The 25,289-nt window shown below is 66.0% G+C and carries 22 protein-coding genes; 3 read left to right on the top strand and 19 right to left on the bottom strand.

Annotation, left to right across the window (positions count from 1 at the left end):
* The first annotated feature begins 26 nt into the window (after positions 1-26).
* From FMZ75_RS01975 to FMZ75_RS01965, 3 genes are read left to right on the top strand one after another with little or no spacing between them, the layout of a single operon-like run.
* Positions 27-671, top strand: a complete 645-nt coding sequence (locus FMZ75_RS01975) for a thiamine phosphate synthase (RefSeq protein WP_166141119.1) — start codon at positions 27-29, stop codon at positions 669-671.
* Positions 668-1,561 carry a tetratricopeptide repeat protein gene (locus FMZ75_RS01970; RefSeq protein WP_166141118.1) on the top strand — a complete coding sequence of 298 codons (894 nt, stop codon included), beginning with the start codon at positions 668-670 and terminating at the stop codon, positions 1,559-1,561. The genes FMZ75_RS01975 and FMZ75_RS01970 overlap by 4 nt, the downstream gene beginning before the upstream one ends.
* 6 nt (positions 1,562-1,567) lie before the next feature.
* The gene (locus FMZ75_RS01965) at positions 1,568-2,437 is read left to right on the top strand and encodes an alpha/beta hydrolase fold domain-containing protein (protein WP_166141117.1); all 870 of its coding nucleotides are present in this window, start codon (positions 1,568-1,570) and stop codon (positions 2,435-2,437) included.
* A gap of 77 nt (positions 2,438-2,514) precedes the next feature.
* On the opposite strand, the gene FMZ75_RS01960 is transcribed toward FMZ75_RS01965, so the two are convergent.
* From FMZ75_RS01960 to FMZ75_RS01870, 19 genes are all read right to left on the bottom strand, one after another.
* Positions 2,515-3,819 carry a UDP-glucose/GDP-mannose dehydrogenase family protein gene (locus FMZ75_RS01960; protein WP_166141116.1) on the bottom strand — a complete coding sequence of 435 codons (1,305 nt, stop codon included), beginning with the start codon at positions 3,817-3,819 and terminating at the stop codon, positions 2,515-2,517.
* A 102-nt stretch (positions 3,820-3,921) separates the two neighbouring features.
* Positions 3,922-6,201 (bottom strand): NADP-dependent malic enzyme, encoded by a 2,280-nt coding sequence (locus FMZ75_RS01955; protein WP_166141115.1) that lies wholly within the window; start codon positions 6,199-6,201, stop codon positions 3,922-3,924.
* Between the two features lie 172 nt (positions 6,202-6,373).
* Entirely contained in the window at positions 6,374-7,483 is a 1,110-nt protein-coding gene (locus FMZ75_RS01950; protein WP_166141114.1) for a GTP-binding protein, read from the bottom strand.
* A gap of 10 nt (positions 7,484-7,493) precedes the next feature.
* Complete coding sequence (locus FMZ75_RS01945; RefSeq protein ID WP_166141113.1) at positions 7,494-8,045, bottom strand: DUF3617 family protein; 552 nt, start codon at positions 8,043-8,045, stop codon at positions 7,494-7,496.
* A gap of 83 nt (positions 8,046-8,128) precedes the next feature.
* Positions 8,129-9,064 (bottom strand): metal ABC transporter substrate-binding protein, encoded by a 936-nt coding sequence (locus FMZ75_RS01940; protein ID WP_142864714.1) that lies wholly within the window; start codon positions 9,062-9,064, stop codon positions 8,129-8,131.
* Between the two features lies 1 nt (position 9,065).
* Positions 9,066-9,935, bottom strand: coding sequence for a metal ABC transporter permease (locus tag FMZ75_RS01935; RefSeq protein WP_108915636.1), 870 nt, complete (start codon positions 9,933-9,935; stop codon positions 9,066-9,068).
* Positions 9,925-10,683, bottom strand: coding sequence for a metal ABC transporter ATP-binding protein (locus tag FMZ75_RS01930; RefSeq protein ID WP_166141112.1), 759 nt, complete (start codon positions 10,681-10,683; stop codon positions 9,925-9,927). The genes FMZ75_RS01935 and FMZ75_RS01930 overlap by 11 nt, the downstream gene beginning before the upstream one ends.
* A gap of 11 nt (positions 10,684-10,694) precedes the next feature.
* Complete coding sequence (locus FMZ75_RS01925; protein ID WP_158271729.1) at positions 10,695-10,868, bottom strand: hypothetical protein; 174 nt, start codon at positions 10,866-10,868, stop codon at positions 10,695-10,697.
* Between the two features lie 49 nt (positions 10,869-10,917).
* Complete coding sequence (locus tag FMZ75_RS01920) at positions 10,918-12,195, bottom strand: glycerate kinase (protein ID WP_166141111.1); 1,278 nt, start codon at positions 12,193-12,195, stop codon at positions 10,918-10,920.
* Between the two features lie 220 nt (positions 12,196-12,415).
* A complete protein-coding gene (locus FMZ75_RS01915; protein ID WP_166141110.1) occupies positions 12,416-12,850 on the bottom strand; it encodes an endonuclease domain-containing protein in 435 nt (144 codons plus the stop codon).
* Positions 12,851-13,067: 217 nt separating this feature from the next.
* Positions 13,068-14,042, bottom strand: coding sequence for a CoA ester lyase (locus FMZ75_RS01910; RefSeq protein WP_166141109.1), 975 nt, complete (start codon positions 14,040-14,042; stop codon positions 13,068-13,070).
* 27 nt (positions 14,043-14,069) lie between these two features.
* Positions 14,070-16,820 (bottom strand): phosphoenolpyruvate carboxylase, encoded by a 2,751-nt coding sequence (locus FMZ75_RS01905; RefSeq protein WP_166141108.1) that lies wholly within the window; start codon positions 16,818-16,820, stop codon positions 14,070-14,072.
* 187 nt (positions 16,821-17,007) lie between these two features.
* Entirely contained in the window at positions 17,008-17,895 is an 888-nt protein-coding gene (sucD, locus tag FMZ75_RS01900; RefSeq protein WP_142862962.1) for a succinate--CoA ligase subunit alpha, read from the bottom strand.
* Positions 17,896-17,917: 22 nt separating this feature from the next.
* Positions 17,918-19,087 carry a malate--CoA ligase subunit beta gene (locus FMZ75_RS01895; protein WP_166141107.1) on the bottom strand — a complete coding sequence of 390 codons (1,170 nt, stop codon included), beginning with the start codon at positions 19,085-19,087 and terminating at the stop codon, positions 17,918-17,920.
* Between the two features lie 48 nt (positions 19,088-19,135).
* Positions 19,136-19,765, bottom strand: a complete 630-nt coding sequence (fchA, locus tag FMZ75_RS01890; RefSeq protein ID WP_108915553.1) for a methenyltetrahydrofolate cyclohydrolase — start codon at positions 19,763-19,765, stop codon at positions 19,136-19,138.
* Between the two features lie 17 nt (positions 19,766-19,782).
* On the bottom strand, positions 19,783-20,643 hold the full coding sequence (locus tag FMZ75_RS01885; protein ID WP_142862960.1) for an NADP-dependent methylenetetrahydromethanopterin/methylenetetrahydrofolate dehydrogenase: 861 nt from the start codon (positions 20,641-20,643) through the stop codon (positions 19,783-19,785).
* Positions 20,644-20,864: 221 nt separating this feature from the next.
* A complete protein-coding gene (locus FMZ75_RS01880; protein WP_166141106.1) occupies positions 20,865-21,806 on the bottom strand; it encodes a D-2-hydroxyacid dehydrogenase in 942 nt (313 codons plus the stop codon).
* A 118-nt stretch (positions 21,807-21,924) separates the two neighbouring features.
* Positions 21,925-23,118, bottom strand: a complete 1,194-nt coding sequence (locus FMZ75_RS01875) for an aminotransferase class V-fold PLP-dependent enzyme (RefSeq protein WP_036293367.1) — start codon at positions 23,116-23,118, stop codon at positions 21,925-21,927.
* A gap of 148 nt (positions 23,119-23,266) precedes the next feature.
* Positions 23,267-24,991 (bottom strand): formate--tetrahydrofolate ligase, encoded by a 1,725-nt coding sequence (locus FMZ75_RS01870; RefSeq protein WP_166141105.1) that lies wholly within the window; start codon positions 24,989-24,991, stop codon positions 23,267-23,269.
* Positions 24,992-25,289 lie beyond the last annotated feature (298 nt).

The following is a 25,289-nucleotide window of genomic DNA, read 5'->3' as shown; positions in this document are numbered from 1 at the left end:
TCGGAAAGCGCACTAGAAACGAGCCGATGACGCAAGCTCAATCCGAAGACTTCGCCCGCCTCTATCTGGCGACGCCCCGCCTCGCCGAGGTCGAGGCCTTTTTGCCGCGCCTCGCCGCGGCGCTCGCGGCCGCCGAGGTCGCGAGCCTGCTGCTGCGCCTCGACAATCTGCAAGGGCCGGCTGCGGAGCGCGCCGTGGGCGCCGTCGCCGCGATTGCGCAGCCCGCAGGCGTCGCTCTGCTGATCGAGGGCGATCCGGAGCTCGTCTCGCGCTGCGGCGCGGACGGGCTGCATCTTCCCTATGACGAGAAGCGCCTCGCCGCGGCGTCGAAGCGCCTCTCGCCGGATTATATCGTCGGGGTGGGCGGTCTTTCGACCCGCGACGAGGCGATGCGGGCCGGCGAGGCGGGCGCGGATTATCTCCTCTTCGGCGATGTCGGCGAGAATGGCGCGCCGCCGCCGCTCGAATGGACCGCCGAGCGCGTCGCCTGGTGGGCGGAGATTTTCAACACGCCCTGCGTCGCCTTTGCGCGCAGCCTCGCGGAGGTCGGCCCGCTCTCCGCCGCCGGCGCGGAATTCGTTTTGCTGGCCGAGGCCGTGTGGGACGATCCCCGCGGCCCCGCCGAGGCCGTTCGCGACGCCGCGCGGCTCGCCCGCGAGGCGGGGCGATGAGAGCGCGCCTCGCCCTCGCTCTCGCCCTGCTGGCGAGCCCCGCCCCGGCCGCCGAGTCGACGCCGCCCGCCGCCGATCTCGCCTTCGGGGCCTATCAGCGCGGTGACTTCGTCGCCGCCAGAGGCGAGGCGGAGAAGCGCCTCGCCGCAAATCCCAAGGACGCCGCCGCTCTGACCTTGATCGGCCGGCTCTATCTCGATGGGCAAGGCGTGGCGCGCGACCGGGCGCAGGCGATGCAATGGTTTCGCCGCGCCGCCGACGCCGGCGGCAGGGACGCGGCCTATTTCTTCGGCGCGGCGGCGCTCACCGGCCGCGACATCGCCAAGGACCACGCGCTCGCCCGCGCCTATCTCGAGAAAGCGCAGGACCATCCTGCGGCGCTCGAGCTGCTCGGCGAGGCCTCGCTCGAGAACGACGGCAAGGAGCCCAATTTTGCGCGCGCCATCGGCTATTTCCGGCGCGCGGCGCAGCTCGACAATTCCGACGCCGCCTATGCGCTGGCGCTGCTCTATAAGACCGGCCGCGGGGTCGCCGCCGATCCCGCCGAGGCGGCCAATTGGCTGCGCAAGGCCTCCGAGGCCGGCCATACCGCCGCCATGGTGGAATTCGCGATCATGGAGTTCAACGGCGTCGGCGTCGCGCGCGACCGCGCCGACGCGGTGAAGCTGCTGCGGCGGGCGGCCACGGCCGGCAATATCGTCGCGCAAAATCGGCTGGCGCGCTTGCTGGCGGAAGGACTCGGAGTCGAGAAAAATCATTCCGAGGCCATGCTGTGGAACAGCCGCGCCAAGGCGGCCGGCCTCGTCGACGACAAGCTCGACGCGCTGCTGGCGGCGACCACGGCGGCCGCGCAAAAGCCCGCGCCCGCCGCGCCGGCCGCCGCGAAATAGCCCGCCATGGCGAGCCTTGCGGCGCATTTGTCGCGCGCGGTCCTGCGGCGCTCGCTGCGTCCGCGCCTTTGCGGCGATGCGGGAGACGAAGCGGCCGTCCGGGCGCTGAATCTGCGCTGGCCCTGGCCTCCGGCCGGCGCCGCGGAGACCGATCCGCAAACGCCCGGCGAGTGGATCAGAGCAGACTCTGCCGAGGCGGCGACGCTGCTCTATCTGCACGGCGGCGCCTTCATGGCCGGCTCGCCGCGTCTCTACCGCTCGACCGCGCGTTTTTTCGCGCGGGCCGGTTTCGACGTCTTCACCCCCGCCTATCGGCTGGCGCCCGCGCATCGTTTTCCGGCCGCGCTCGACGATGTGACCGCCGCCTATGAGCGCCTCCCGGCGCTGGGGCCGCTCATGCTCGCCGGAGATTCCGCCGGCGGCGGATTGGCGCTGGCGCTGATGCTGCGGCTGCGCGCGCGCGGCCTGCCGTTGCCGCGCGCAGCGGCGCTGTTCTCGCCCTGGACCGATCTATCCGCGAGCGGCGCCTCGACGCGCGACAATGAGGGGAAAGACCCGATCTTCACGCGGCGCGCGCTGCGGCTGGCCGCGCGGCAATATCTCGGCGAGGCGAGCGCGCGCGAGCTCGAAGCCTCGCCGCTGTTCGGCGATCTCACCGGCCTGCCGCCGCTCCTATTGCATGTGGGCGCGGACGAGCTGCTGCTGGACGATTCGCGCCGTCTCGCCGAGCGCGCCGCAGCGGCGGGAACAAAGGTGGAGCTGACGATTTTCGCGTCTGTGCCGCATGGCTGGCAATTGGGCGTCGCCTTCATGCCGGAGGCGCGCGCCTCGCTGCGCGAAGCGGCCGCGTTTCTCGCGCGCTACGCCGGAGACTGAGCCGCTCGCCCGGCGCTCTCCCCGCGCGAGCGGGAGGAGCGCCGGGCGGGCGGCTCGATATTCTATCGTATTCCGCCTTACTCGCGGCCGACGCTCAGATAGGTGAAGCCGCGTTTGCGAATGTCGGCCGCGCGGTAGATGTTGCGCAGATCGACGATCACCGGCGTCTTCAGCAGCGTCTTGACGCGATCGAGATCGAGCGCGCGGAACGCGTCCCATTCGGTGACGATGACCAGCGCATCGGCGCCTTCCGCCGTCTGATAAGGGTCGTCGCAGAAGGTCACTTCCGGCATCAGCGGCTTCGCCTGACCCATGCTCTCGGGGTCATAGGCGTGGACCTTGGCGCCGTCGCCGGCGAGCGAGGCCACGATGGCGAGCGAAGGCGCGTCGCGCATGTCGTCGGTATTGGGCTTGAAGGCGAGGCCGAGCAGGCCGATCTTCTTGCCGCGCACCGAGCCGCCGAGCGCCGAGATCACTTTGCGCGCCATGGCGCGCTTGCGGGAATCATTGACCGCGACGACGGTCTCGACGATGCGCAGCGGCGCGGAATAGTCCTGGCCGGTCTTCAGCAGGGCGAGCGTGTCCTTGGGGAAGCAAGAGCCGCCATAGCCCGGCCCGGCGTGCAGGAATTTCGAGCCGATGCGATTGTCGAGGCCGATGCCGCGCGCGACATCCTGCACATCCGCGCCCACTTTCTCGCAGAGGTCGGCGACCTCGTTGATGAAGGTGATCTTGGTGGCGAGAAAGGCGTTGGCCGCATATTTGGTGAGCTCGGAAGTGCGGCGGCCGACGAAGACCAGCGGCGGCTGGTTGAGGCTCAGCGGACGGTAGATTTCCGCCATCACCTCGCGGGCGCGGTCGTCCTCGACGCCGATGACGACGCGGTCCGGGCGCTTGAAATCCTCGATCGCCGCGCCTTCGCGCAAAAATTCCGGATTGGAGACGACCGCGAAATCGGCCTTGGGATTGACCTCGCGGATGAGGCGCTCGACCTCGTCGCCCGTGCCCACGGGAACCGTAGATTTGTTGACGATGACGGTGAATTTGTCGAGCGCGCGGCCGACCGTCTCGGCGGCGGCGTAGACATAGGAGAGATCGGCATGGCCGTCGCCGCGGCGCGAGGGCGTGCCGACGGCGATGAACACAGCGTCCGCGCCGCGCACGGCGGGGGTGAGATCGGTGGTGAAGAACAGGCGGTTCTGCTTCACATTATTGGCGACGAGCTCGTCGAGGCCGGGCTCGTAGATCGGAATTTCGCCGCGCAGCAGCCGCTCGATCTTGGAGGCGTCGCTGTCGACGCAGGTCACGACATGGCCGAAATCGGCGAAGCAGGCGCCGGATACGAGGCCGACATAGCCCGATCCGATCATGGTGATGTTCATCGTATGTGGTCTCTCATTCGGTCCAATGGAGTGTCATTGCAGCGAAACTATTTCGTCGCCATGACAAAATGGCAGTTCGGGCCGCGCGCCGGCGGGCCGGCCCTAACCTCCGACCCCGAAAGCCGCCAAAGCGGCCATATTGACGATATCGGCGTCGGTCGCGCCCAATTGAACGATTTGGATCGGCTTGTCGAGCCCGACGATCAAGGGACCGAGCACGGTCGCCCCGCCCAGCTCCTGGAGCATTTTGGTCGAAATGGAGGCCGAATGAAAGGCCGGCATGACCAGCACATTGGCGGTGTCGCTGAGACGCGAGAACGGATAGGCCGCCATTGCGTGGCGATTGAGCGCCACATCGGCCGCCATTTCGCCCTCATATTCGAAATCGACGCGTCGAGCGTCGAGCGCGCGCACCGCATCATGGACGCGGGCGGTGCGCTCGCCCGGCGGATAGCCGAAAGTGGAGAAGGCCAGCATGGCGACGCGCGGCTCGAGGCCGATGCGCCGCGCCACCCCGGCCGCCTCTATCGCTATATCGGCGAGGTCGGCGGCCTCGGGCATTTCGGTGATCGCCGTGTCGGCGACGACGACGATGCGCCCATGCGCCAGCACCAGCGAGACGCCGATGAGCCTGTGTCCCGGCTTCTGATCCACGACATGGCGCACATCTTCGAGCGCATTGGAGAAATTGCGGGTGACGCCGGTCACCATCGCGTCGGCGTCGCCCTGCGCCACCATGGCCGCGGCGAAATGATTGCGGTCGGTGTTGATGAGGCGTTGGCAATCGCGGAACAAATAGCCCTTGCGCTGCAGCCGCTCGAACAGAAATTGCGCATAGACGCCATTGCGCGAGGAGAGCTTGGCGTTGTGCACCTCGATCTGATCGCCGAGCTCCAATCCGGCGCTCTTGGCCATCTGCGCCACGCGCTCCTCGCGGCCGACGAGAATGGCGCGGCCCAATCCTTGCGCGACGAAGGAGAGCGCGGCGCGAATGACCTGCTCCTCCTCGCCCTCGGCGAAGACGACGCGTTTGGGATCGCGCCGCACGCGGTCATAGATCGTGTGCATCAGCCCGGCGATCGGATCGCGCCGCGCGGACAGCTCGGCGCGATAGACGTTCATATCGACGATCGGATGGCGCGCGACGCCCGAATCCATCGCGGCGCGCGCCACCGCCGGCGGCACGATGGCGATGAGGCGCGGATCGAAAGGCGCGGGAATGATATAGTCGCGGCCGAAGCGCGGGCGCGCGCCCTGATAGGCGTTGGCGACCTCGTCCGGCACATCCTCACGCGCGAGCTCGGCGAGGGCTTTCGCCGCGGCGATCTTCATTTCCATATTGATCGTCTTGGCGCGCACATCGAGCGCGCCGCGGAAAATATACGGGAAACCCAGAACATTGTTGATCTGATTGGGATAGTCGGAGCGTCCCGTGGCGACGATGGCGTCCGGCCGCGCGGCGAGCGCCTCCTCCGGCGTGATCTCGGGATCGGGATTGGCCATTGCGAAGACGATCGGGTCCGGCGCCATGGTCTTCAACATGTCGGGCGTCAGCGCGCCTTTCACCGAGAGGCCGAAGAAAATATCGGCGCCGTCCAGCGCCTCGGCGAGCGTGCGCGCGCTCGTCTCGACGGCATGGGCGCTCTTCCATTGATTCATGCCCTCGACGCGGCCGCGATAGACGACGCCTTTCGTGTCGCAGAGAATGACATTCTGCGGCGCGAAACCCATGGCCTTGGCGAGATCGAGACAGGCGATGCCGGCGGCGCCCGCGCCATTGCAGACGAGGCGCGTGTTCTTTATGTCGCGGCCGGTGAGATGCAGCGCATTCAAGAGGCCGGCGCTGGAGATGATCGCCGTGCCGTGCTGATCGTCGTGAAAGACCGGAATGTCCATCAATTCGCGCAGGCGCTCCTCGATGACGAAGCACTCGGGCGCTTTGATATCCTCGAGATTTATGCCGCCGAAGGAAGGGCCGAGATAGCGCACGGCGGCGATGAAGGCCTCTACCTCCTGCGTGTCTATCTCGAGATCGATGGAGTCGATATCGGCGAAGCGCTTGAACAAGGTCGCCTTGCCTTCCATCACGGGCTTGGCCGCGAGCGCGCCGAGATTGCCGAGGCCGAGGATCGCCGTGCCATTGGTGATGACGGCGACGAGATTGCCCTTGGCCGTATAGTCGAAAGCGAGGGACGGGCTTTCCGCTATGGCCAGCACGGGCGCGGCGACGCCGGGCGAATAGGCGAGCGAGAGATCGCGCTGCGTGGCCATCGGCTTGGTGGGCACGACGGCGATTTTGCCGGGCCGCCCGCGCGAGTGATAGAGCAGCGCCTCCTTGTCGGTGAAGACCGGACGTTCGCGTTTCGGCGGCTTTTCGGCCATTTTTCACCCTCTCGTTCCGAATCATCGGATTGCCGGCGGCAGTTAGCAAGAGGTTTGCGACGACAATATGCCGAAGGTCGCGGCGGCGCGCCGCTTCCGCCCGTCGCGCGCGCGACGGGCGTCGTCTTTCGGCCGACAAAAATCCGCCGCAGGCGCGGGAGACCGCCGGAAGCTACATCCGCCGCAGCACTTCCGTCTCGAAGCTCTCGCGGATCGCCTCTTCCTTCAGCTTGCGTCCGATGAAGACGAGGCGGGCGCTGCGCTTTTCGTCCGGGCGCCAGTCGCGCTGCAGATCGCCGTCCAAAATCATATGCACGCCCTGGAAGACGAAGCGCTTCGGCTCGCCGGTGAAGGCGACGATGCCCTTGCAGCGCAGAATATCCGCGCCTTCGCGCTGCACGAATTCATTGAGCCAGGGCACGAAGACATTGGGATCGAGCTCGCCTTCGTGGAGGATGGAGACCGAGCCCATCTCCTCATCGTGATAATGCTTCAGCCCATGGCCATGATCATCGTGATGCGCGGGCTCGTGATGCTCGTGCTCGTGATGATGATCGTGGCTGCAATCCGGCCCGCACTCGTGATCGTGCTCATGCGCATGATGATCATGTTCATGATCATGGTGGTCATGATCCTCCGCCTCGAGGAACTGCGGCTCGATCTCCAATATGCGATCGAGATCGAAAGCATTGCGCTCCAGCACCGCCGCGATCGGCACATCGGCCTTCACCGCATGATGCAGCGTCGCATAAGGATTGATGGCGCGAATGCGGCCCTCGACCTCGGCGAGTTCCTCGCGCGTGACGAGATCGGTCTTGTTCAGCACGATGACGTCGGCGAAAGCGATCTGATTCTTCGCCTCCGGCGCATCGGCGAGGCGCTGCGCCAGAAATTTGGCGTCGGCGAGCGTCACCACGGCGTCGAGCCGCGCCGCCTCCTTCACATCGGCGTCGACGAAGAATGTCTGCGCCACCGGCGCCGGATCGGCGACGCCGGTCGTCTCGACGATGATGGCGTCGAATTTGCCGCGGCGCTTCAGCAGACCTTCGATGATGCGGATGAGATCGCCGCGCACGGTGCAGCAGATACAGCCATTGTTCATCTCGAAGATTTCCTCGTCCGCGCCGACGACGAGGTCATTGTCTATGCCGATCTCGCCGAACTCATTGACGATGACGGCGTAGCGCCGTCCGTGCTGCTCGGTGAGGATGCGGTTCAGCAGAGTCGTCTTGCCGGCGCCGAGATAGCCGGTGAGGACGGTGACGGGAATCTTGTCGGTCAAGGGGCTGCTCCTATTGCGCGCCTTTGCGGAGCTGATCGCGCATTTTCATGAGCTCCTGCATGTTCATCTGTCCGCCCGGGCCGCCGAGCGCCTTCAGCGCCGGCGCGTCCACATCGCCGGGCTTCTGCCCCGGCTTGCAGGGACCGAGCCATTTCGCCTCCATCACAATGTCGGAGGGGGCGCGCGAGGACAACGGCGGGTCGAAAGTCATATGCAGCTCGGCGCGATAGGCGGACTGGAAGCTGCCGGTGAAAGTCCCCTCCGTCGTCGCCACGCGGTCGCCGATCTTGCAGACCGAGTTCATGCGATATTTGTCGCCCTCTCGCCGAAAGCTCATCTTCTCACATTGCTGCTCCTGCCCGCCGAAGCGCTGGCGCAAGAGGTCGTCGGTCTTCTCGTCGACACAGGTCTCCATCGGTCCGACGAGGCGCGAGGCGGCGCCCTGCGTATGCTCGATCCGCCACAGCCCCGCCTTGCGGCGCGGAATCTCGTCCGCCGCAGCGGCTACGACGGACAAGGCCAAGATGGCGCCGGCTACGCCGAGAGGAAAGGGACAATGCATGAGAACAAGGCTCCGCGACGCGCGGCAATCTCGCGCCCTTCGCGCAGTATAGACGAAAATCCGGCCGAAAGTCGTCGGCGACGTCAGGGCCTCAGCGCCTGGGTCAATTGCGTCACATTGAAGCGCATCAGCCGAAGATAGTTCGGCGCCGGGCCGTCCGGCGCGGAGAGCGCGTCCGAATAGAGCGTGCCGCCGACCTTGGCTCCCGTTTCCGCGGCGATGCGCTTGGCGAAGCGCGGATCGACGACATTCTCGAGGAACACAGCCGCGACCTTATGCGCCTTCACCGCATCGACGATGCGGGCGATGTCGCGCGCGCTCGCCTCGGCGTCGGTGGAGACGCCCTGCGGGGCGATGAATTCCACGCCATAGCGCGCGGCGAAATAGCCGAAAGCGTCATGGGTGGAGACGACGCGGCGGCGCGCCCGCGGAATGGCGTCGATCGCCGCGACGATCTCGGCGTCGAGCGCGCCGAGCGCATGGAGATATTGCGCCGCATTGATCCGATAGCGCTCGGCGCCGTCGGGATCGGCCTCTATGAGCGCGTCTCTTATGTTGGCGGCATAGATTTTCACATTGGCGACATCCTGCCAGGCGTGCGGATCGACCCCCTCGCCATCCTTGCGCGGCGTGACGGCCCGGCTCACGGTGACGATGCGCGCCTTTGTCTTGGAGGCGGAGACGAGGCGGTCGATCCAGCCTTCGAAGCCGAGGCCGTTGACGAAGACGAGCTTCGCCGCGGCGAGGCGGCGCCCGTCCTGCGGGCTCGGCTGATAGACATGGGCGTCGCCGTCCGGCCCGACAATGGTCGCGACGTCGACGCGATCGCCGCCGACGATGCGGACGAGATCGCCGAGAATGGAAAAGCTGGCGACGACGGGAAGCCGGGGCGGCGGCGGCGGCGCGGGCTGGGCGCGCAGCGGCGAGGCGAGGAGCGCGAATGTCGCCAGCACGGCGCGACGCGTCACGAGGCTCAGGGGGCCGGGAAATTTCGAGGACGTCTCGCGCAACGATTCCATGTCATCCCTCCAAATGTCGCTTCGGCCTCCGCAAGCGAATCACGCCGCCTGTCTTTCCGAAAATCAAAGAGAGGAAATAAGCGCCGCCCGCCATGAGGATGATCACCGGCCCCGCGGCGAGGCCGGAATGGAAGGACAGGACGAGGCCGAAATAGGAAGAGGCGGCGCCGATCGCCGCCGCCAGCGGCAGCGCCCCGGTGAGACCGCGGGTCCACAGCCGCGCCGAGGCGGCCGGCAGCATGATGATTCCGACCGCCATCAGCGTGCCGAGCGCGTGGAATCCGGCCACCAGATTGAGCACCACCAGCGCCAGAAAGGCGAAGGGAATCCATTCCCCCAAAGGGGTGACGCGGCGCGCGAACAAAGGATCGAAAGTGTCCAGCGCCAGCGCCCGATAGGCGAGCGCGAGCGCCGCGAGCGTGACGCTCGCAATGGCGGCGAGGAAGATCAGAGTGGCGTCGTCGAGCGCCAGCACCGAGCCGAACAGCACATGCAGGAGATCGACATTCGAGCCCTTGAGCGAGACGAGGGCGACGCCGAGCGCCAGCGAGACGAGATAGAAAGCCGCGAGCGAAGCGTCCTCGCGCAGGGCCGTCCAGCGCGCCGCCGCGCTCGAGGCGACGGCGACGGCGAGGCCGGCGAGCAGGCCGCCGAAGGTCATGGCCGGCAGCGACAGGCCGCAGGCGAGATAGCCGAGCGCCGCGCCCGGCAATATGGCGTGCGAGAGCGCGTCGCCGGCGAGCGACATGCGCCGCAGAATGAGAAACACGCCGAGCGGACAGCCGGAGATGGAGAGCGCCACCGCGCCGATGAGGGCGCGGCGCATGAACTCATAATCGAAGAAAGGCGCGATGAAGAGATCATGCAGCATCGGGAGTCTCGTCGCGCCGGCATTCCTCCGCATCGCGGTCGAAAGCCTCGACCATGCGATTCGCCTCGGCGAGGCGGGCCTCGGACAAAGCCTCGCGCGTCGCGCCCCAGAATATGGGCTCGCGCGCCAGCAGCAGCGCCTGCGGAAAGACCCGGCGGGCGAGATCGAGCTCGTGCAGAACCGCGATCACGGTGCGGCGCTCCTCGCGCCAGCGGGCGATGATTCGCACCAGATCGTCGATGGTGGCGGCGTCGATGGCGCCGAAAGGCTCATCGAGCAGAATGACCGGGCGATCCTCGACCAGAAGCCGCGCGAACAGCGCGCGCTGCATCTGGCCGCCGGAGAGCGTGCCGATCTGCCTGTCCTCGAAGCCGTCGAGACCGACGGCGGCGATCGCCGCGGCGACGCGCGCGCGCTCCTGCGGCCCGATGCGGCCGAAGAGGCCGATGCGGCGCATCGCGCCCATGCAGATGAAATCCAGCACATCGATCGGAAAGGCCTGATCGATCTCGGCCGCCTGCGGCAGATAGGCGATATCGCGCGGCGCGAGCCCGTCGAAGGCGATGCGCCCGCCGAGCGGTGCGAGCAGACCGGCGAGGCCTTTCAGCAGGGTGGATTTGCCGGCGCCATTGGGCCCGCAGACGGCGAGCGCCGCGCCGGCCTCGACGACGCCGGAAAGATGATGCACCGCCGGGCGGCGCTCATAGCCGAGCGTCACATTCTCCAGCCGGATCGCTCCAGCGCTCATGAATCGCGCCTTCAGTTCAGCGCCCAATAGACGCCGGCCCACAGCAACGCCGATACGGCGGCGGCGGCGAGGAGCCGCTCGCCCGCCGAGAGGCGCAGGAACGAGACGCGGTCGTCGGGGCGCGCGGCCTGCGCGTGAGCGGCGGGCGCATGCTTATGGAAAAGCGCCGATTGCGGACGGTTCATTTCCGAATGTTATATTATTACACCCGACGCCGGCAAGCTCGGAATGCCGTCAACTCGCGCGCCCGGGCACCAGAATGACGCGGAAGTCGTTCACATTGGTGCGGGTCGGGCCGGTGACGAGCAGATCGCCGAGCTTCTCGAAGGCGGTATAGGCGTCATTATTGGCGAACAGCGCCTTGAGATCGACGCCCTGCGCCGCCGCCCGCGCGAAGCTGTCGGCGGTCATGATCGCCCCGGCATTGTCCTCGCTGCCGTCGATCCCGTCCGTGTCGCAGGCGATGGCGGAAATGCCGCCGAACCCCTCGAGCGCCAGCGTCAGCGCCAGCAGGAACTCCGCGTCGCGGCCGCCCTTGCCATTGCCGCGCACGGTGACGGTGGTCTCGCCCCCGGAGATGATGGCGACGGGCGGCGCGATCGGCTGCGCATGGCGGGCGATCTGCCGGGCGATGCCGGCGTGCACCAGCGCGACGTCGCGCGACTCGCCCTCGAGATCGCCGAGGATGAGCGGCGTGAAGCCGGCCTTGCTCGCGACGGCGGCGGCGGCGTCCAGCGAGCCTTGCGGCGTCGCGATGAGAATATTCTCGACGCGATCGAAAATCTTGTCGCCGGGCTTGGGCGTCTCGCAGGCGTCGGTCGACAGATAGGCGAGCACGGCGGCCGGCGCATCGATCTTATATTTGGCGATGACGGCGAGCGCGTCCTGGCGCGTCGTCGGGTCCGGCACTGTGGGGCCGGAGGCGATGACGGAGAGATCGTCATTCGGCACGTCGGAGATCATCAGCGCGACGACCTTGGCCGGCGCGGCGGCGCGGGCGAGACGTCCGCCCTTGATCGCCGAGAGATGCTTGCGCACGCAATTCATCTCGGAAATGGTCGCGCCGCTCTTCAGCAGCGCCTTGTTGACGGCCTGCTTCTCCTCGAGGCTGACGCCATCGGCCGGCAGCGCCATCAGCGCCGAGCCGCCGCCGGAGATGAGCGCGAGAACGAGATCATCCTCGGTGAGGCCCTGAACTTTTTGCAGGATACGGCCCGCGGCGGCGCGGCCGGCGGCGTCCGGCACCGGATGCGAGGCTTCGATCACCTCGATCTTGGAGGTGGGAGCGCCATGCTCGTAACGGGTGACGACGAGGCCCTCGATCGGATGCGGCCAATGCGCTTCGACCGCCGCGGCCATGGAGGCCGCCGCCTTGCCCGCGCCGACGACGATGGTGCGGCCTTTGGGCGGCGCGATCTTCTCGAGGAAGGGCGGCAGGCAGACGGACGGATGCGCCGCGCCGACAGCAGCGTCGAACATGGCGCGGAGAAGCGTGCGGTAGTCGTCAGACATAGTCTAATCCCTAAATCTCGACGTTCTCCCTTCTCCCGCACGGCGGGAGAAGGTGGCCCCGCGGAGCGGGGTCGGATGAGGGCTCTCGCCGATCCGAAATGTTCTTAGCCGCCTCGCGAAGAGTTTCCAACGGAATCCGGTTCTCTTCGCCGGCCCTCATCCGACCCTCGCTAACGCGAGGGCCACCTTCTCCCGCCCTGCGGGAGAAGGAAAAGGCACGCTACGATCTTCGTGTTCTCCCTTCTCCCACTTGTGGGAGAAGGTGGCCCGACGAAGTCGGGTCGGATGAGGGTCCGCGACGATTTGCGATCGCTTCCCGAATCCGCCCCAGCGGAATATTGCCGCCGCCGATGACGAGATCATTGTCGAGGCGGAGAACATGGTAGCCATTGTCACGCAGCCATTGGTCGCGAATGGCGTCATGGCGGCGTTGGTCTTCTTGTTCATGCGGCCGGCCGTCCAGCTCGACGATCAGCCTATGTTCGATGCAGAGAAAATCGGCGACATAACTCCCTATCGGGACTTGCCGCCGAAATTTCAATCCATCGAGCGCCGAGCCGCGCAACGAACGCCAGAGGATTTCCTCCGCGTTCGTCATCTCGCGCCGCAAGCGTCGAGCGAATGCTGTCTTCGACTTCGAGACTCGTGCGGGCATGAAGAGCCCTCATCCGACCCGGCTTCGCCGGGCCACCTTCTCCCACGAGTGGGAGAAGGAGCGCGCCCGACGATTCTCGTAATATCCCCACCCTCGCCGTTCTCCCTTCTCCCGCAGGGCGGGAGAAGGCAGCCCCGCCAAGGGCGTCCTGTAGGACGCCCGTCGCAAGCGACGGGCTTTGGCGGGGTCGGATGAGGGCCGGGCCGATTGTCCCGCCTTACGCAGCGCCGATCTGGTCCGCCTTGTCGATCAGCGCCTGGGCCATGCGGATGCTGGCGATGTCGATCAGGCGGCCGTCGAGAGACACGGCGCCGCGGCCTTCCTTGGCGGCCTGCTCCATCGCCTCGAGAATGCGGCGGGCCTTCTTAACTTCCGCCTCGGAGGGGGTGAAGACCTGATTGGCCAGATCGATCTGCGAGGGATGAATCGCCCACTTGCCCTCGAAGCCGAGGACCGCGGCGCGCTTGGCGGCGGCGATATAGCCGTCCGGATCGCCGAAATCGCCGAAGGGACCGTCGATCGGACGCAGGCCATAGGCGCGCGCGGCGACGAGGAAGCGCGTCTGCGCGGCGTGCCACTGGTCGGCCCAGAAATACTGGCGATTGCCCTCGGCGTCCTTGTCCGAGAGAACGCCGTAATCCGGGTTCACGCCGCCGATGACGGTGGTGCGGGCGCGGGTCGAGGCCGCATAGTCGGCGACGCCGAAGGAGAGCGCCTCATTGCGCTTCGAAGCCTGAGCGATCGCCTCGACATTGGCCATGCCGAGCGCGGTCTCGATCAAGAGCTCGAAGCCGATGCGCTTGGTGCGCTTCTTGTAGCTCTCGATCTGCGTGACCAGCATGTCGATGGCGTAGACGTCCTGCGGAACGCCGACCTTCGGAATGAGGATCACGTCGAGACGCGGGCAGTTCTCGACGACATCGACCACGTCGCGATAGGCGTAATGCGTGTCGAGGCCGTTGATGCGCAGCGTCATCGTCTTATTGCCCCAATCGATCTCATTGAGGCCCTGAATGATGTTCTTGCGCGCCTGCTCCTTGTCGTCCGGCGCCACGGCGTCCTCGAGGTCGAGGAAGACCTGGTCGGACTTGGAGGCCGCGGCCTTCTCGAACATGCCGGGGGCGGAGCCCGGAACGGCCAGCTCGGAGCGATGGAGACGCGGCGTCGCCTGCTCGATCAAAGTGAAACTCATGATGACTCCCTTTCCCTGTGTAAGAGTTTATCCGGTGGCGCCGAGGCCGGCGGCGATGCAGCTGATCGACAGCAGCAGAGCCGACTTGTATTCCTCCTTCAGCGCTTCCTCTTCGGTGGTGCGGAACAGGCGCAGCAACTCCACCTGCTCGCGGTTGACTTCATTGATGGTGGCGAGGCGATGCGCGAGCCGCGCCTGATAGTCGGTGAAGCGCGCGCCGATCTCGCCGCCGCCGGTGATGCGCAGCACGCTCTCGCAAGTGAGGTGATATTCGGCCTCGATCGCCGAGAAGATCTTCTTGCGCACGGCTTCGTCGGCGACCAGCGAGGCGTATTGCCGCGCAATGCCGAGATCGACCATCGCCAGCGTTTTCTCCACCTCGTCGAGGATGAGGCGGAAGAGGCGTGAATCCTCGAACATGCGATGCAGCAGCTGCAGGCCGCGCTCGCCGCGCACCTCGATGAAGCTCGCGAGGCCGGAGCCGACGCCATACCAGCCGGTGATGGCGTGGCGATTCTGCGCCCAGGCGAAGACCCAAGGAATAGCGCGGAGATCCGCGAGGCTGCGCGCGCCGAAACGACGCGCCGGCCGCGAGCCGATATTGAGCAGCGAGATTTCCTCGAGCGGGCTCGCCGCCTGAAAATAAGCGACGAGATCGGGATCGGCGATGAATTTGCCATAGGCCGCGAGCGAGGCGCCGGAAAGCGCCTCCAGCGCATCGTCGAACTCCGCGCGCGGAACCAGCGCATCCTCGCGCTCGGACTTCAGCGCATGGGCGAAGACGCTGCTTGCCAGCAGCTCCAGCTGATAGGAGGCGGTGCCGCGATTGGCGTATTTGAAGGAGACGACCTCGCCCTGCTCCGTCACGCGGAAGCGGCCGCGAATGGAGCCCGCGGGCTGCGCGGCGATGGCGTGTCCGGTCGGCGCGCCGCCGCGGCTGACCGAGCCGCCGCGGCCGTGGAAGAAGGCGATGGCGACGCCCAGCTCCTCGCCGAGGCGCGTCAGCTTGGATTGCGCTTTCGCCAGCTCCCAATTGGACGACATGAAGCCGCCGTCCTTGTTGGAGTCGGAATAGCCGATCATCACCTCTTGCACATTGCCCTGCCAGCGCGTGCTGCGACGCACGACGGGCACGCGCAGCAACTCGCGCATGATGACGGGCGCGGCGCGCAGATCGGGAATCGTCTCGAACAAGGGCACGATCGGCAGGGTGCACAGCTCGAGGCCGGCGTCGTCCAGATAGAGCCCGCCCTCCTTGGCCAGCACATAGGCGCCGAGAACATCGGCGACCGAATGCGTCATGGAGAGGATGAAGCTGCCGAAGGCTTCGCGATCGAGGCGCGAGCGCATGTCCGCGACCAGCGCGAACATGTCGAGCGTGTCCTGCGACTCCGGCGAGAGGCCGGTGAGGACGACGCCATTGCGCGGCTGCGCCAGCTCGGCGATGAGCCAGGCCTGCCACTCGGGCGAATCCACGTCCGGCGCATCCTTGCCGGTCTTGATGCGATGAATGTCGCGCAGTGCATTATTGGTGCGCGTCGTGTTCTCGCGCAGATCGAGACGCACGGTGCTGAAGCGGAAAATCTCCACCGCGCGCCGCACCGGCCGCACCATGTCATTGGCGAGCGAAGGGCTGCGGCTCTCGATCAGCGCCTGCTCCAGAATGCGAAGATCGCGGATCAGCTCGTCGGCGTTGCCGTAGCGCGCCTTGCCGCGGCCTTCGCCCTTGGTGGCGAGGATCGTCTCGTCGAGCTTGCGCAGCACGCAGGTGAGATATTGCCGGAAGGCCTCGCCGTGATTGCGCGTCTTGATCCTGTCGGCGTCCTCGACCTGCGCCAGCTCCGCCTCGAGCGCGGCGCGGAACTCGGCCGGGATCGTCACCGAGCCTTCGCTGATCGACAGGACGCGGGCGAGATCGAGAATGCGCTGGCGATAATAATCGAGGCTGGCGAGCGCGTTGACGACCATGGTCTCGCGCGTCACCGCATTGGTGACGAAAGGATTGCCGTCGCGGTCGCCGCCGATCCAGGAGCCGAATTGGAAGAAGGGCGTGATGTCGAAGCGCTCATTGGGATAATGAGCGGCGAGCGCGCTCTCGAAGGAGGCGAGCATTTCCGGCGCGAGATCGAAGAGATTTTCGGCGAAGAAATGCAGGCCCCAGGCGACCTCGTGCTCGACGGTCGGCTTCTCGAGATGCAATTCGCCGGTGAGCCACAAGAGCTCGATCTGATCGCCGACGGCGCCGATGCGGGCGGCGCGCTCGCGATCGGTCCAGCGCGAGGATTCGAGATCCTTGAGCAGCAGATAGATTTTGCGATTCTTCTCGAGGACGGTGACGCGCTTGGCCTCGGTCGGATGCGCGGTGATGACCGGGCGAATGCGCAGCGATTTGAGCTGCGCGCGAATCTCGTCGGCGGTGACGCCGGCCTTGGCGGCGTCGGCCAGAACATGGGCGAAGGAGCCGAGCAATTCGTCGCGGCCCTTGGCGCGCTCTATGGTGCGGCGGCGGCGCATGGCCGAGGCCTGCTCGGCGATCGACAGAAGCTGGAACCAAATGCCCTGCGCCTGCAGAGCGCGCCCCAGCAGCGCCGGCGGCAAGCCGGCGGAGGATGCGAAGCCGCGCAGCACGGGCGCGATTTCCGGCTGATGGCGCTGCGCCACGCCGACGAGCTGGTCGAACAGAAAGGCCGCCGCCTCTTTGACCGATCGCGTCGCCAGCGCCGAAGGGGCGGCGGACGAGATCGATTCGGACAATGAGACCTTCGGGTCGGCGGTCATGCAGTCTTCCTGGCGGTTTGCTCCTCTCCCCGTTTTGCGGGGAGAGGCCGGGTGAGGGGCCGGGGCTTTATCCCGAACTCGGATGACAGGAGGAATGCGCCGGCGTCATCTACATGGCGCGCGACGCCCCGAGCCTTTCACCCTCGCTCGGCCTCGCCCCGCAGAACGGGGAGAGGCCATTTTTTCGTCACGCGCGCTTCAGCACGGAGGCGACGGCCGAGCCGAACTCCGCCGGGCTCGGCGCGACGGCGAGGCCATAGGACTTCATGATCTCGGTCTTCTCCGCGGCGCTGTCGCCGGTCGCCGAGATGATGGCGCCGGCATGGCCCATGCGGCGGCCCTTGGGCGCGGTAAGGCCGGCGACGAAGCCGACCACCGGCTTCGAAAAATTCTCCTTGATCCAGGCCGCGGCCTCGGCCTCCTGCGGACCGCCGATCTCGCCGATGATCAGCACGGCTTCCGTCTCCGGGTCCTGATCGAACAGCACGAGATGATCGAGGAAGGACGAGCCGTTGATGGGATCGCCGCCGATGCCGACCGAGGTCGAGATGCCGAGCCCGAGCTCCTTCAGCTGCGAGGCCGCCTCGTAGCCGAGCGTGCCGGAGCGCGAGATGAGGCCGACGTTGCCCTGCTTGTAGATGTGGCCGGGCATGATGCCGAGCATCGCCTTGCCGGGGCTGATGATGCCGGCGCAGTTCGGCCCGACCATCATCGGCCGGCGCTCGCGCGGATAGCGCAGGAAATAGCGCTTCACGCGCATCATGTCCTGAGCCGGAATGCCGTCGGTGATGGAGCAGATGAGATGAATGCCGGCGTCCGCCGCCTCCATGATCGCATCGGCCGCAAAGGGCGGCGCCACGAAGGTGATGCTGGTGGTCGCGCCGGTCTGCTTCACCGCCTCGCGCACCGTGTCGAAGATCGGCACGCCATGCACGGTCTTCCCGCCTTTGCCCGGAGTGACGCCGGCGACGACATTCGTGCCGTAGTCGATCATCTCCTTGGCGTGAAAGCTGCCCTTGTCGCCGGTGATGCCCTGGACGAGGATGGGCGTTTTTTCGTCGATCAGAATGCTCATTGTTTCCTCCCGGCCTCGCCGCTCACTTCACGGAGCGCCAAGCGGCGACGGCCTTTTGGGCGGCGTCGGCCAGCGAATCGGCGGTGATGACATTGATGCCGCTCTCGTCGAGCAGCTTGCGGCCGGCCTCGACATTGGTGCCGGCGAGACGCACGACCAGCGGCGCGGTGATGTTGGTCGCCTTCACCGCGTCGATGACGCCCTGCGCGACCCAGTCGCAGCGGTTGATGCCGGCGAAGATATTGACCAGCACCACTTTCACATTCGAGTCGGAGAGCACGAGGCGGAAGGCCGTCGCGACGCGCTCGGCCGAGGCGCCGCCGCCGACATCGAGGAAGTTCGCCGGATTGCCGCCGGCGTGCTTGATCATGTCCATCGTCGCCATCGCGAGGCCGGCGCCATTGACGATGCAGCCGATCTCGCCGTCGAGGCCGATGTAGTTGAGCGAATGCTCGAGCGCCTGCGCCTCGCGCGGGTCGGACTGCGAGGGATCGTTCATGTCGACGATGTTGCGGCGACGGAACAGGGCGTTGTCGTCGAAGGACATTTTCGCGTCGAGCGCGAGAACCTTGTCGTCCTTGGTGACGACCAGCGGATTGATCTCCAGCATGGTCGCGTCATTGTCGCGGAACGCGCGATAGGCGCCGAGGATCGACTGGACCGCGCGGGAAACCTGCTTGAGGTTCAAGCCGAGCTGGAAGGCCAGCTCACGCGCCTGGAAGGGCAGCAGGCCGACGGCCGGCTCGACGATGACCTGAAGAATAGCGTCGGGATCGGTCTTGGCGATCTCCTCGATCTCCATGCCGCCATGCTTGGAGGCGATGACGCGCACGCGCTCGAGCTTGCGGTCGAGCACGAAGCCGAGATAGAGCTCGCGCTCATAGGGGTCGGCGAGTTCGACATAGACGCGCTGCACCGGCTTGCCTTCCGGCCCGGTCTGCTTGGTGACGAGACGCTTGCCGAGCAATTCGCGCGCGGCCTGCTGAACCTCGTGATAGGTGCGGCACAGCTTGACGCCGCCCGCCTTGCCGCGCGCGCCAGCGTGAATCTGCGCCTTCACCACCCAATGCGAGCCGCCGAGCTCGGTCGCCGCGTAAACGGCCTGGTCGGGGCTGAAAGCGACGGTGCCGGGGGGCACGGCGACGCCGCAGCTCGCCAATAATTCCTTGGCTTGATACTCATGGACGTCCATGTTTCCACTCCCCTTGCAGTTTTTGTCGCCGCTTTGCGCGACGAAATCTCACGAGCCGATCTTGTCTCTCACGACCTTGTAGACGGCCTCCGTCTTCTCGGCCGCCGCGGCCAGCAGAGCCTCGACCTCGGCGATCTGCTTTTCGGCGAAATCGCGATCCTTGATCGCCTTTGCATTGATGTAGACGTTGAGAGCGGCGCTCCGCAATCCGGCATTGGCCGCGAGAACGGCGACGCCGGCGTCGCTGATAACGTTGAGATTGCCCTTGTCGGCAGCGGCCTCGGAGAGAACGATCACCTCGAAGCAGGCTTTCACGGCGCGCAGCGGGGCGAGCGTGGCGTCCTTCAGCGCGGCCTGAATGGCGGCCGAGCGCGCGGCCTTGTCCTCATCAGTGGCGCGCGGCAGGCCATAGGCCCCCATCACAGAATTGAAGGCGACGACGTCTTCCTCGATCGCCGCGGTCAGCTCGGCGCGAACGCGCTCCGCCTCGGCCCGGGCCGCCTTCAGATCTTCCTCGACGGCTTCGTAATTCTTCTTGCCGATGGTGAGATTGGCGACCATCGACACCAGCGCCGCGCCGATCGCGCCCATCACCGCGGCGGCGCCGCCGCCGCCCGGCGTCGGGCGCTCGCTGGCGAGATCGTCGAGAAATTTGCCGATCGTTTCGTCCTTGGTCATTCTCGTCGATCCTCAGGTCAGGCGTTGGCCTTGGCTTGCGCGTAGATTTCCTCGGCGTCGAGCACCTTGTCCGAGGCTTCGAACAGCTGGCTGATGCAGGCGCGATGCAGCTTCAGCTTCAAGCCGCCGACGCCGAGCGCGCCGATGACGATCTTGCCGTGACGCTCCTTCGCCTTGTCGGTCGCCTCGACGCCGCCGATTCCGAGCGGCGGCTGCGCATTGACGTCGGCGAGCAGCTCGATCGTCGGATCGTTCTGCCAATCCTTCTCTTCCAGCAGCTGCACGCCGATGGCGCCGGCCGCGAAGACGATATTGGTTCCCTTCACCGCCGCGGCGCGGGCGGCGTTATCCACCGCCTCGATCGCGGTGGGCGTGAAGCCGAAACGCTCCTGCAGCGCGGCCGCCGCAGCGTCGGCGCGCGACTTCTGGCGCGAGGTGATGGCGACCTCGGCGCCCTCCGAATGCAGGAAGGCCGCGGCGCGCAGACCCACCGGGCCGGTGCCGGCGAGCACGATGGCCTTCTTGCCGGCGAGCGGCTTGGCCTTGGCGAGCAGCGCCACGCCAGCGGCGGCGGTGGTGTTGGAACCGTTGGAGTCGAGCATCACGGAGACGCGGAAATTCGAGAAGAAGCGTTTGCGCACCGCTTTGAACAAGGTCTCGCCGGCAACCATATCGCCACCGCCCACGAAGAGCGCGGTGAACTGCTTCTCCTTCGGACCGCGCGTGTAGATCGCGCCATCGACCAGCGCGCCGACATTCGCAGGCGTCACATTGGCGTAGCCGATGACATGATCCGCGCCGCCGTCATAGGCGACGACCGTGTCGAACACGCTCGGGACCGCATCGGTGTCGAGAAGGAAGAGCAGCTTCTGGGTCATATCAGTTCCTGCGAAAGGCTGGCCGTCATTGCCGGGCTGGTCTTGTCGGGCTCGTCATGGCCGGGCTCGTCCCGGCCATCCACGCCATGAGATCGCGCGCGACGCCCGCGGCGTTCTCATGCATTTCAACTTTTATCTCGTCCATTCCGCCGCCTCTCGGCGTGGATGGCCGGGACGAGCCCGGCCATGACGCCTGGTCGGGCGCGAAACTGCAACTGCGCTTACGCCGTCACCAGATTGCGCGGCGCGCCAGCGACGAAAGCGTCGACATTGTCGATCAGCTGATCGGCCAGCACCTGCATCGCCTCCTTGGAGGCCCAGGCGACATGTGGCGTGACGATGAGATTGGGAATCGTCGGATCGAGCAGAATATTGCCCTGCTTGGGCGGCTCTACAGTCAGCACGTCGAAGCCCGCGCCGGCGATGACGCCATTGCGCAGCGCATCGGCGAGCGCCTGCTCGTCGACGATGCCGCCGCGCGCGGTGTTGATGATGATCGAGGTCTTCTTCATCGAGGCGAGCTCTTTCGCGCCGATGAGATTCTTCGTCTGCGGCGTCAGCGGCAGATTGAGCGTGACGACATCAGCCTCGCGCAGAATCGTCGGAATGTCGACAATGCCGGGGCCGGGAACGACGTCATTGATGAGCAGCTTCATGCCCAGCGCCTCGGCGCGCGTCGCGATCGACTTGCCGAGCGCGCCATAGCCGATGATGCCGAGCGTCGAGCCGGCGATGTCGTAGATCGGATAGTCGAAATAGCAGAACTGGTTCGCCTCCTGCCAACGGCCGCGGCGCACAGAATCCACATAGTTCACGAGATTGCGGCGCAGCGCGAAGATCAGCGCGATCACATGCTCGGGAAGCGTGTTGTAGGCGTAATTGCGGATGTTGGAGACCGTGATTCCATTGGCCGTCGTATAGGCCTTGTCGATCACGTCGGTGCCGGTGGCGGCGACGGCGATCAGCTTCAGATCGGGAAGCTGCTTCAGCGTCTCCTCGCGCAGCGGAACCTTATTGGTGATGGCGATGGTCGCGCCCTTCAGACGCTCGACCACATCGGCCGGAGAGCTCTGCGCATATTCCGTATAGTCGTGCGGGAAATTCGGCTTGCGCAAATTGGCGTCGAGCGTCTCGCGATCGAGAAAGACGATTTTGTGCGACATGTTTGCTGCTTCCCCCGAAGTCGCTCGGCCGTTTCGGCTCGACATTTTGCGACGTCGAAACGTCGCCTCTCGTTTTGAAGAAGCGGCCTCGCCCTCGCGAGGGCGAGGCCGCGAATCATCAGGCCTGGAGGATCGGATTGGCGCGATACACGGCCTGGGCCGCCGCGACGCCGCTGCCGGCCGTGACCGGAATGCCGACGTCGAGCATCGCCATTTCCGCGCCCGCGATGGCGCCGAGCAGCATCAGCTCATTGAGGTCGCCGAGATGGCCGATGCGGAACACCTTGCCGGCGACCTTGTTGAGGCCGGCGCCGAGCGCGAGATTGTAGCGCTTATAGGCGATCTCGATGACCTTGGCGGCGTCGAAGCCTTCCGGCACCACGATCGCGGTCACAGTGTCGGAGTTCCACTTCGCCTCCTTGGCGCAGGGCTTGAGGCCCCAGGCCGCGACCGCGGCGCGCACGCCCTCGGCGAGGTGGTGATGACGCGCATAGACCTGATCGAGGCCTTCCTCGAACAGGACATTGAGCGACTCGCGCAGGCCGTAGAGCAGCGGCAGCGCCGGCGTGTAGGGGAAGTAGCCGGTGGCGTTCGCCTTCACATGATCCTGAAAGTCGAAATAGGCGCGATGCAGCTTGGCGGTCTCGCCGGCCTTCAGCGCCTTCTGGCTGACGCTGAGGAGGGCGAGGCCCGCCGGCAGCATGAAGCCCTTCTGCGAGCCGGAGACGGCGACGTCGACGCCCCACTCGTCCTGCTTGAAGTCCAGCGAGCCGACCGAGCTCACGCCGTCGACGAACAGCAGCGCCGGATGCTTGGCGTTGTCGATCGCCTTGCGCACCGCGCCGATGTCCGAGGTCACACCCGTGGCGGTCTCGTTATGCGTGGCGAAGACGGCCTTGATCTCGTGATTCTTGTCGGCCTTCAGCGTCTCTTCGATGCGGTCGGGATTGTTGCCGACGCCCCACTCCTCGTCCTGCTCGATCACATCGAGGCCGATGCGCTTGGCGAGGTCGATCCACAGATGGGTGAACTGGCCGAAGCGCTGCGCGATGACCTTGTCGCCGGGCGACAGAGTATTGGTGATCGCCGCTTCCCAGCCGCCGGTGCCCGAAGCCGGGAAGATGAAGGCCTGGCCGGTCTCGGTCTTGAAGACCTTCTTCAGCTGGGTGAACAGCGGCAGCGTCAGCTCGGGGAACTTCGGAGAACGATGGTCCTCGGAGACGACATTCATCGCGCGCAAAATGCGGTCGGGAATATTGGTCGGGCCGGGCACGAACAGAAAATTGCGGCCCGGAATTCTGGAATTCGACATGTCTTGGGCTCCCTTCGAGCTCATCGGTTCGAGTTTGTTTTGGTCGGACGCGGGGAACGAGGCCCGGCGCCCATTGCTTCTTCTCGCGGCGAACGCGTTCAGAGCGGACTCTGATCGCTCGAACGAGGTCGTTCGAGCGAAGAGCGCTCTAGAACAGGCCGGCGATCCGCCCGTCCGCGCCGACCTCGATATTGTTGGCGGCGGGAACCTTGGGCAGGCCCGGCATGGTCATGATGTCGCCGCAGACGACGACGACGAATTCCGCGCCCGCCGACAGCCGCAGCTCGCGCACCGGGATCACATGACCCGAGGGCGCTCCCTTGGCGTTGGCGTCGGTCGAGAAGCTGTATTGCGTCTTGGCGATGCAGACCGGCAGATGGCCGAAGCCCTCTTTCTCCAGCTCCGCGAAGCGCGTCTTCACCGAAGGATCGAGCGCGATGTCCGAGGCGCCATAGAGCTCGCGGGCGATGGTGCGCACCTTCTCGACGAGCGGCAGATCGTCCGCGTAGAGCGGCTTGAACTGCGAGGGCTTGGCCTCGATCGTCGAGACGACCTTATGGGCGAGCTCCGCCGCGCCCGGACCGCCCGAGCCCCAATGATCGGCGAGCACGCAATCGACGCCCTCGGCCTCAGAAAGCTTCTGCAGCAGCTCGATCTCCGCCTGCGTGTCGGTGCTGAAGCGGTTGACGGAGACGATCACCGGCACGCCGAACTTCTGCACATTGGCGATATGGCGCTTCAAATTGGCGAAGCCCTTCTCCAGCGCCGCGACATTCTCGACCTTCAGATCGTCCTTGGCGACGCCGCCATGCATCTTCAGCGCGCGAATTGTCGCGACGATGACGGTGACGTCCGGCTTGATGCCCGCCTTGCGGCATTTGATGTCGAAGAACTTCTCCGCGCCGAGGTCGGCGCCGAAGCCGGCTTCCGTCACCACATAATCGGCGAGCTTCAGCGCCGCCTTGGTGGCGATGACCGAATTGCAGCCATGGGCGATATTGGCGAAAGGCCCGCCATGGATGAAGGCCGGATTATTCTCGAGCGTCTGCACCAGATTGGGCGCGATGGCGTCCTTCAGCAGCGCGGCCATCGAGCCCTGCGCTTTCAGCTCGGAGGCGCGAATGTTCTTCTTGTCGCGCGTCTGGGCGACGATGATGTCGCCGAGCCGGCGCTGAAGATCCTCGAGGCTGGTGGCGAGACAGAAGATCGCCATCACCTCCGAGGCGACGGTGATGTCGAAGCCGTCCTCGCGCGGGAAGCCATTGGCGACGCCGCCGAGCGAGGAGACGATCGAGCGCAGCGAGCGGTCGTTCATGTCCACAGCGCGGCGCCAGGAGATGCGGCGCGGATCGACGCCGAGCGAATTGCCCCAATAGACGTGATTGTCGATGAGCGCGGAGAGCAGATTATTGGCCGCTCCGATGGCGTGGAAGTCGCCGGTGAAATGGAGGTTGATGTCCTCCATCGGCACGACTTGTGCATAACCGCCACCGGCGGCGCCGCCCTTCACGCCGAAGCAGGGGCCGAGGCTCGGCTCGCGAAGGCACATGATGGCCTTTTTGCCGATGTGATTGAGCGCATCGCCGAGGCCCACCGTGGTGGTCGTCTTGCCTTCGCCAGCGGGCGTCGGCGTGATGGCGGTGACGAGGATCAGCTTGCCGTCCGGGCGGTCCTGCAGGGAATTGAGATAATCGAGGGAGATTTTCGCCTTGTAATGTCCGTAAGGCAACACATGTTCGGCGGGGATGCCGAGCTTCTCGCGGGCGACGTCGACGATCGGACGCATGGACGCCGCTTGAGAGATCTCGATATCGGATTTGGGAGAAAGATGCTGGTTGCCTTTCCCGCTGGCCGGGATGGACGTATCGGACATTACAATTTCTCTCCCCTCGCAGAAAGCGTTTCGCCCGCCCTCGAAGATTTATCCGGGCCGAATGGCCTCGTTCCGCGCAGTGGATTTTCTGCGCGCGCAGCCAACGACCGTCGGGCCGAAATCGGGAAGCGCCCGATCTCCGCCGTCATTGTCTCGTGAAACTAGAACCTACCGATAGTTTCATCAAGAACCACGGCTAGCGGATGTCGGGCTCTGCGCGAGGTCGTCTCCTCGCCCGCAAAACGTCGATTTTAAATCCGCGGCCCTGTGGCTATGGAGAGATAGAATTTCCTCGTCA

It is taken from the genome of Methylosinus sp. RM1 (genome assembly GCF_011378635.1).
Taxonomy (GTDB): domain Bacteria; phylum Pseudomonadota; class Alphaproteobacteria; order Rhizobiales; family Beijerinckiaceae; genus Methylosinus; species Methylosinus sporium.
This window is presented reverse-complemented; position numbering and strand designations above follow the sequence as displayed.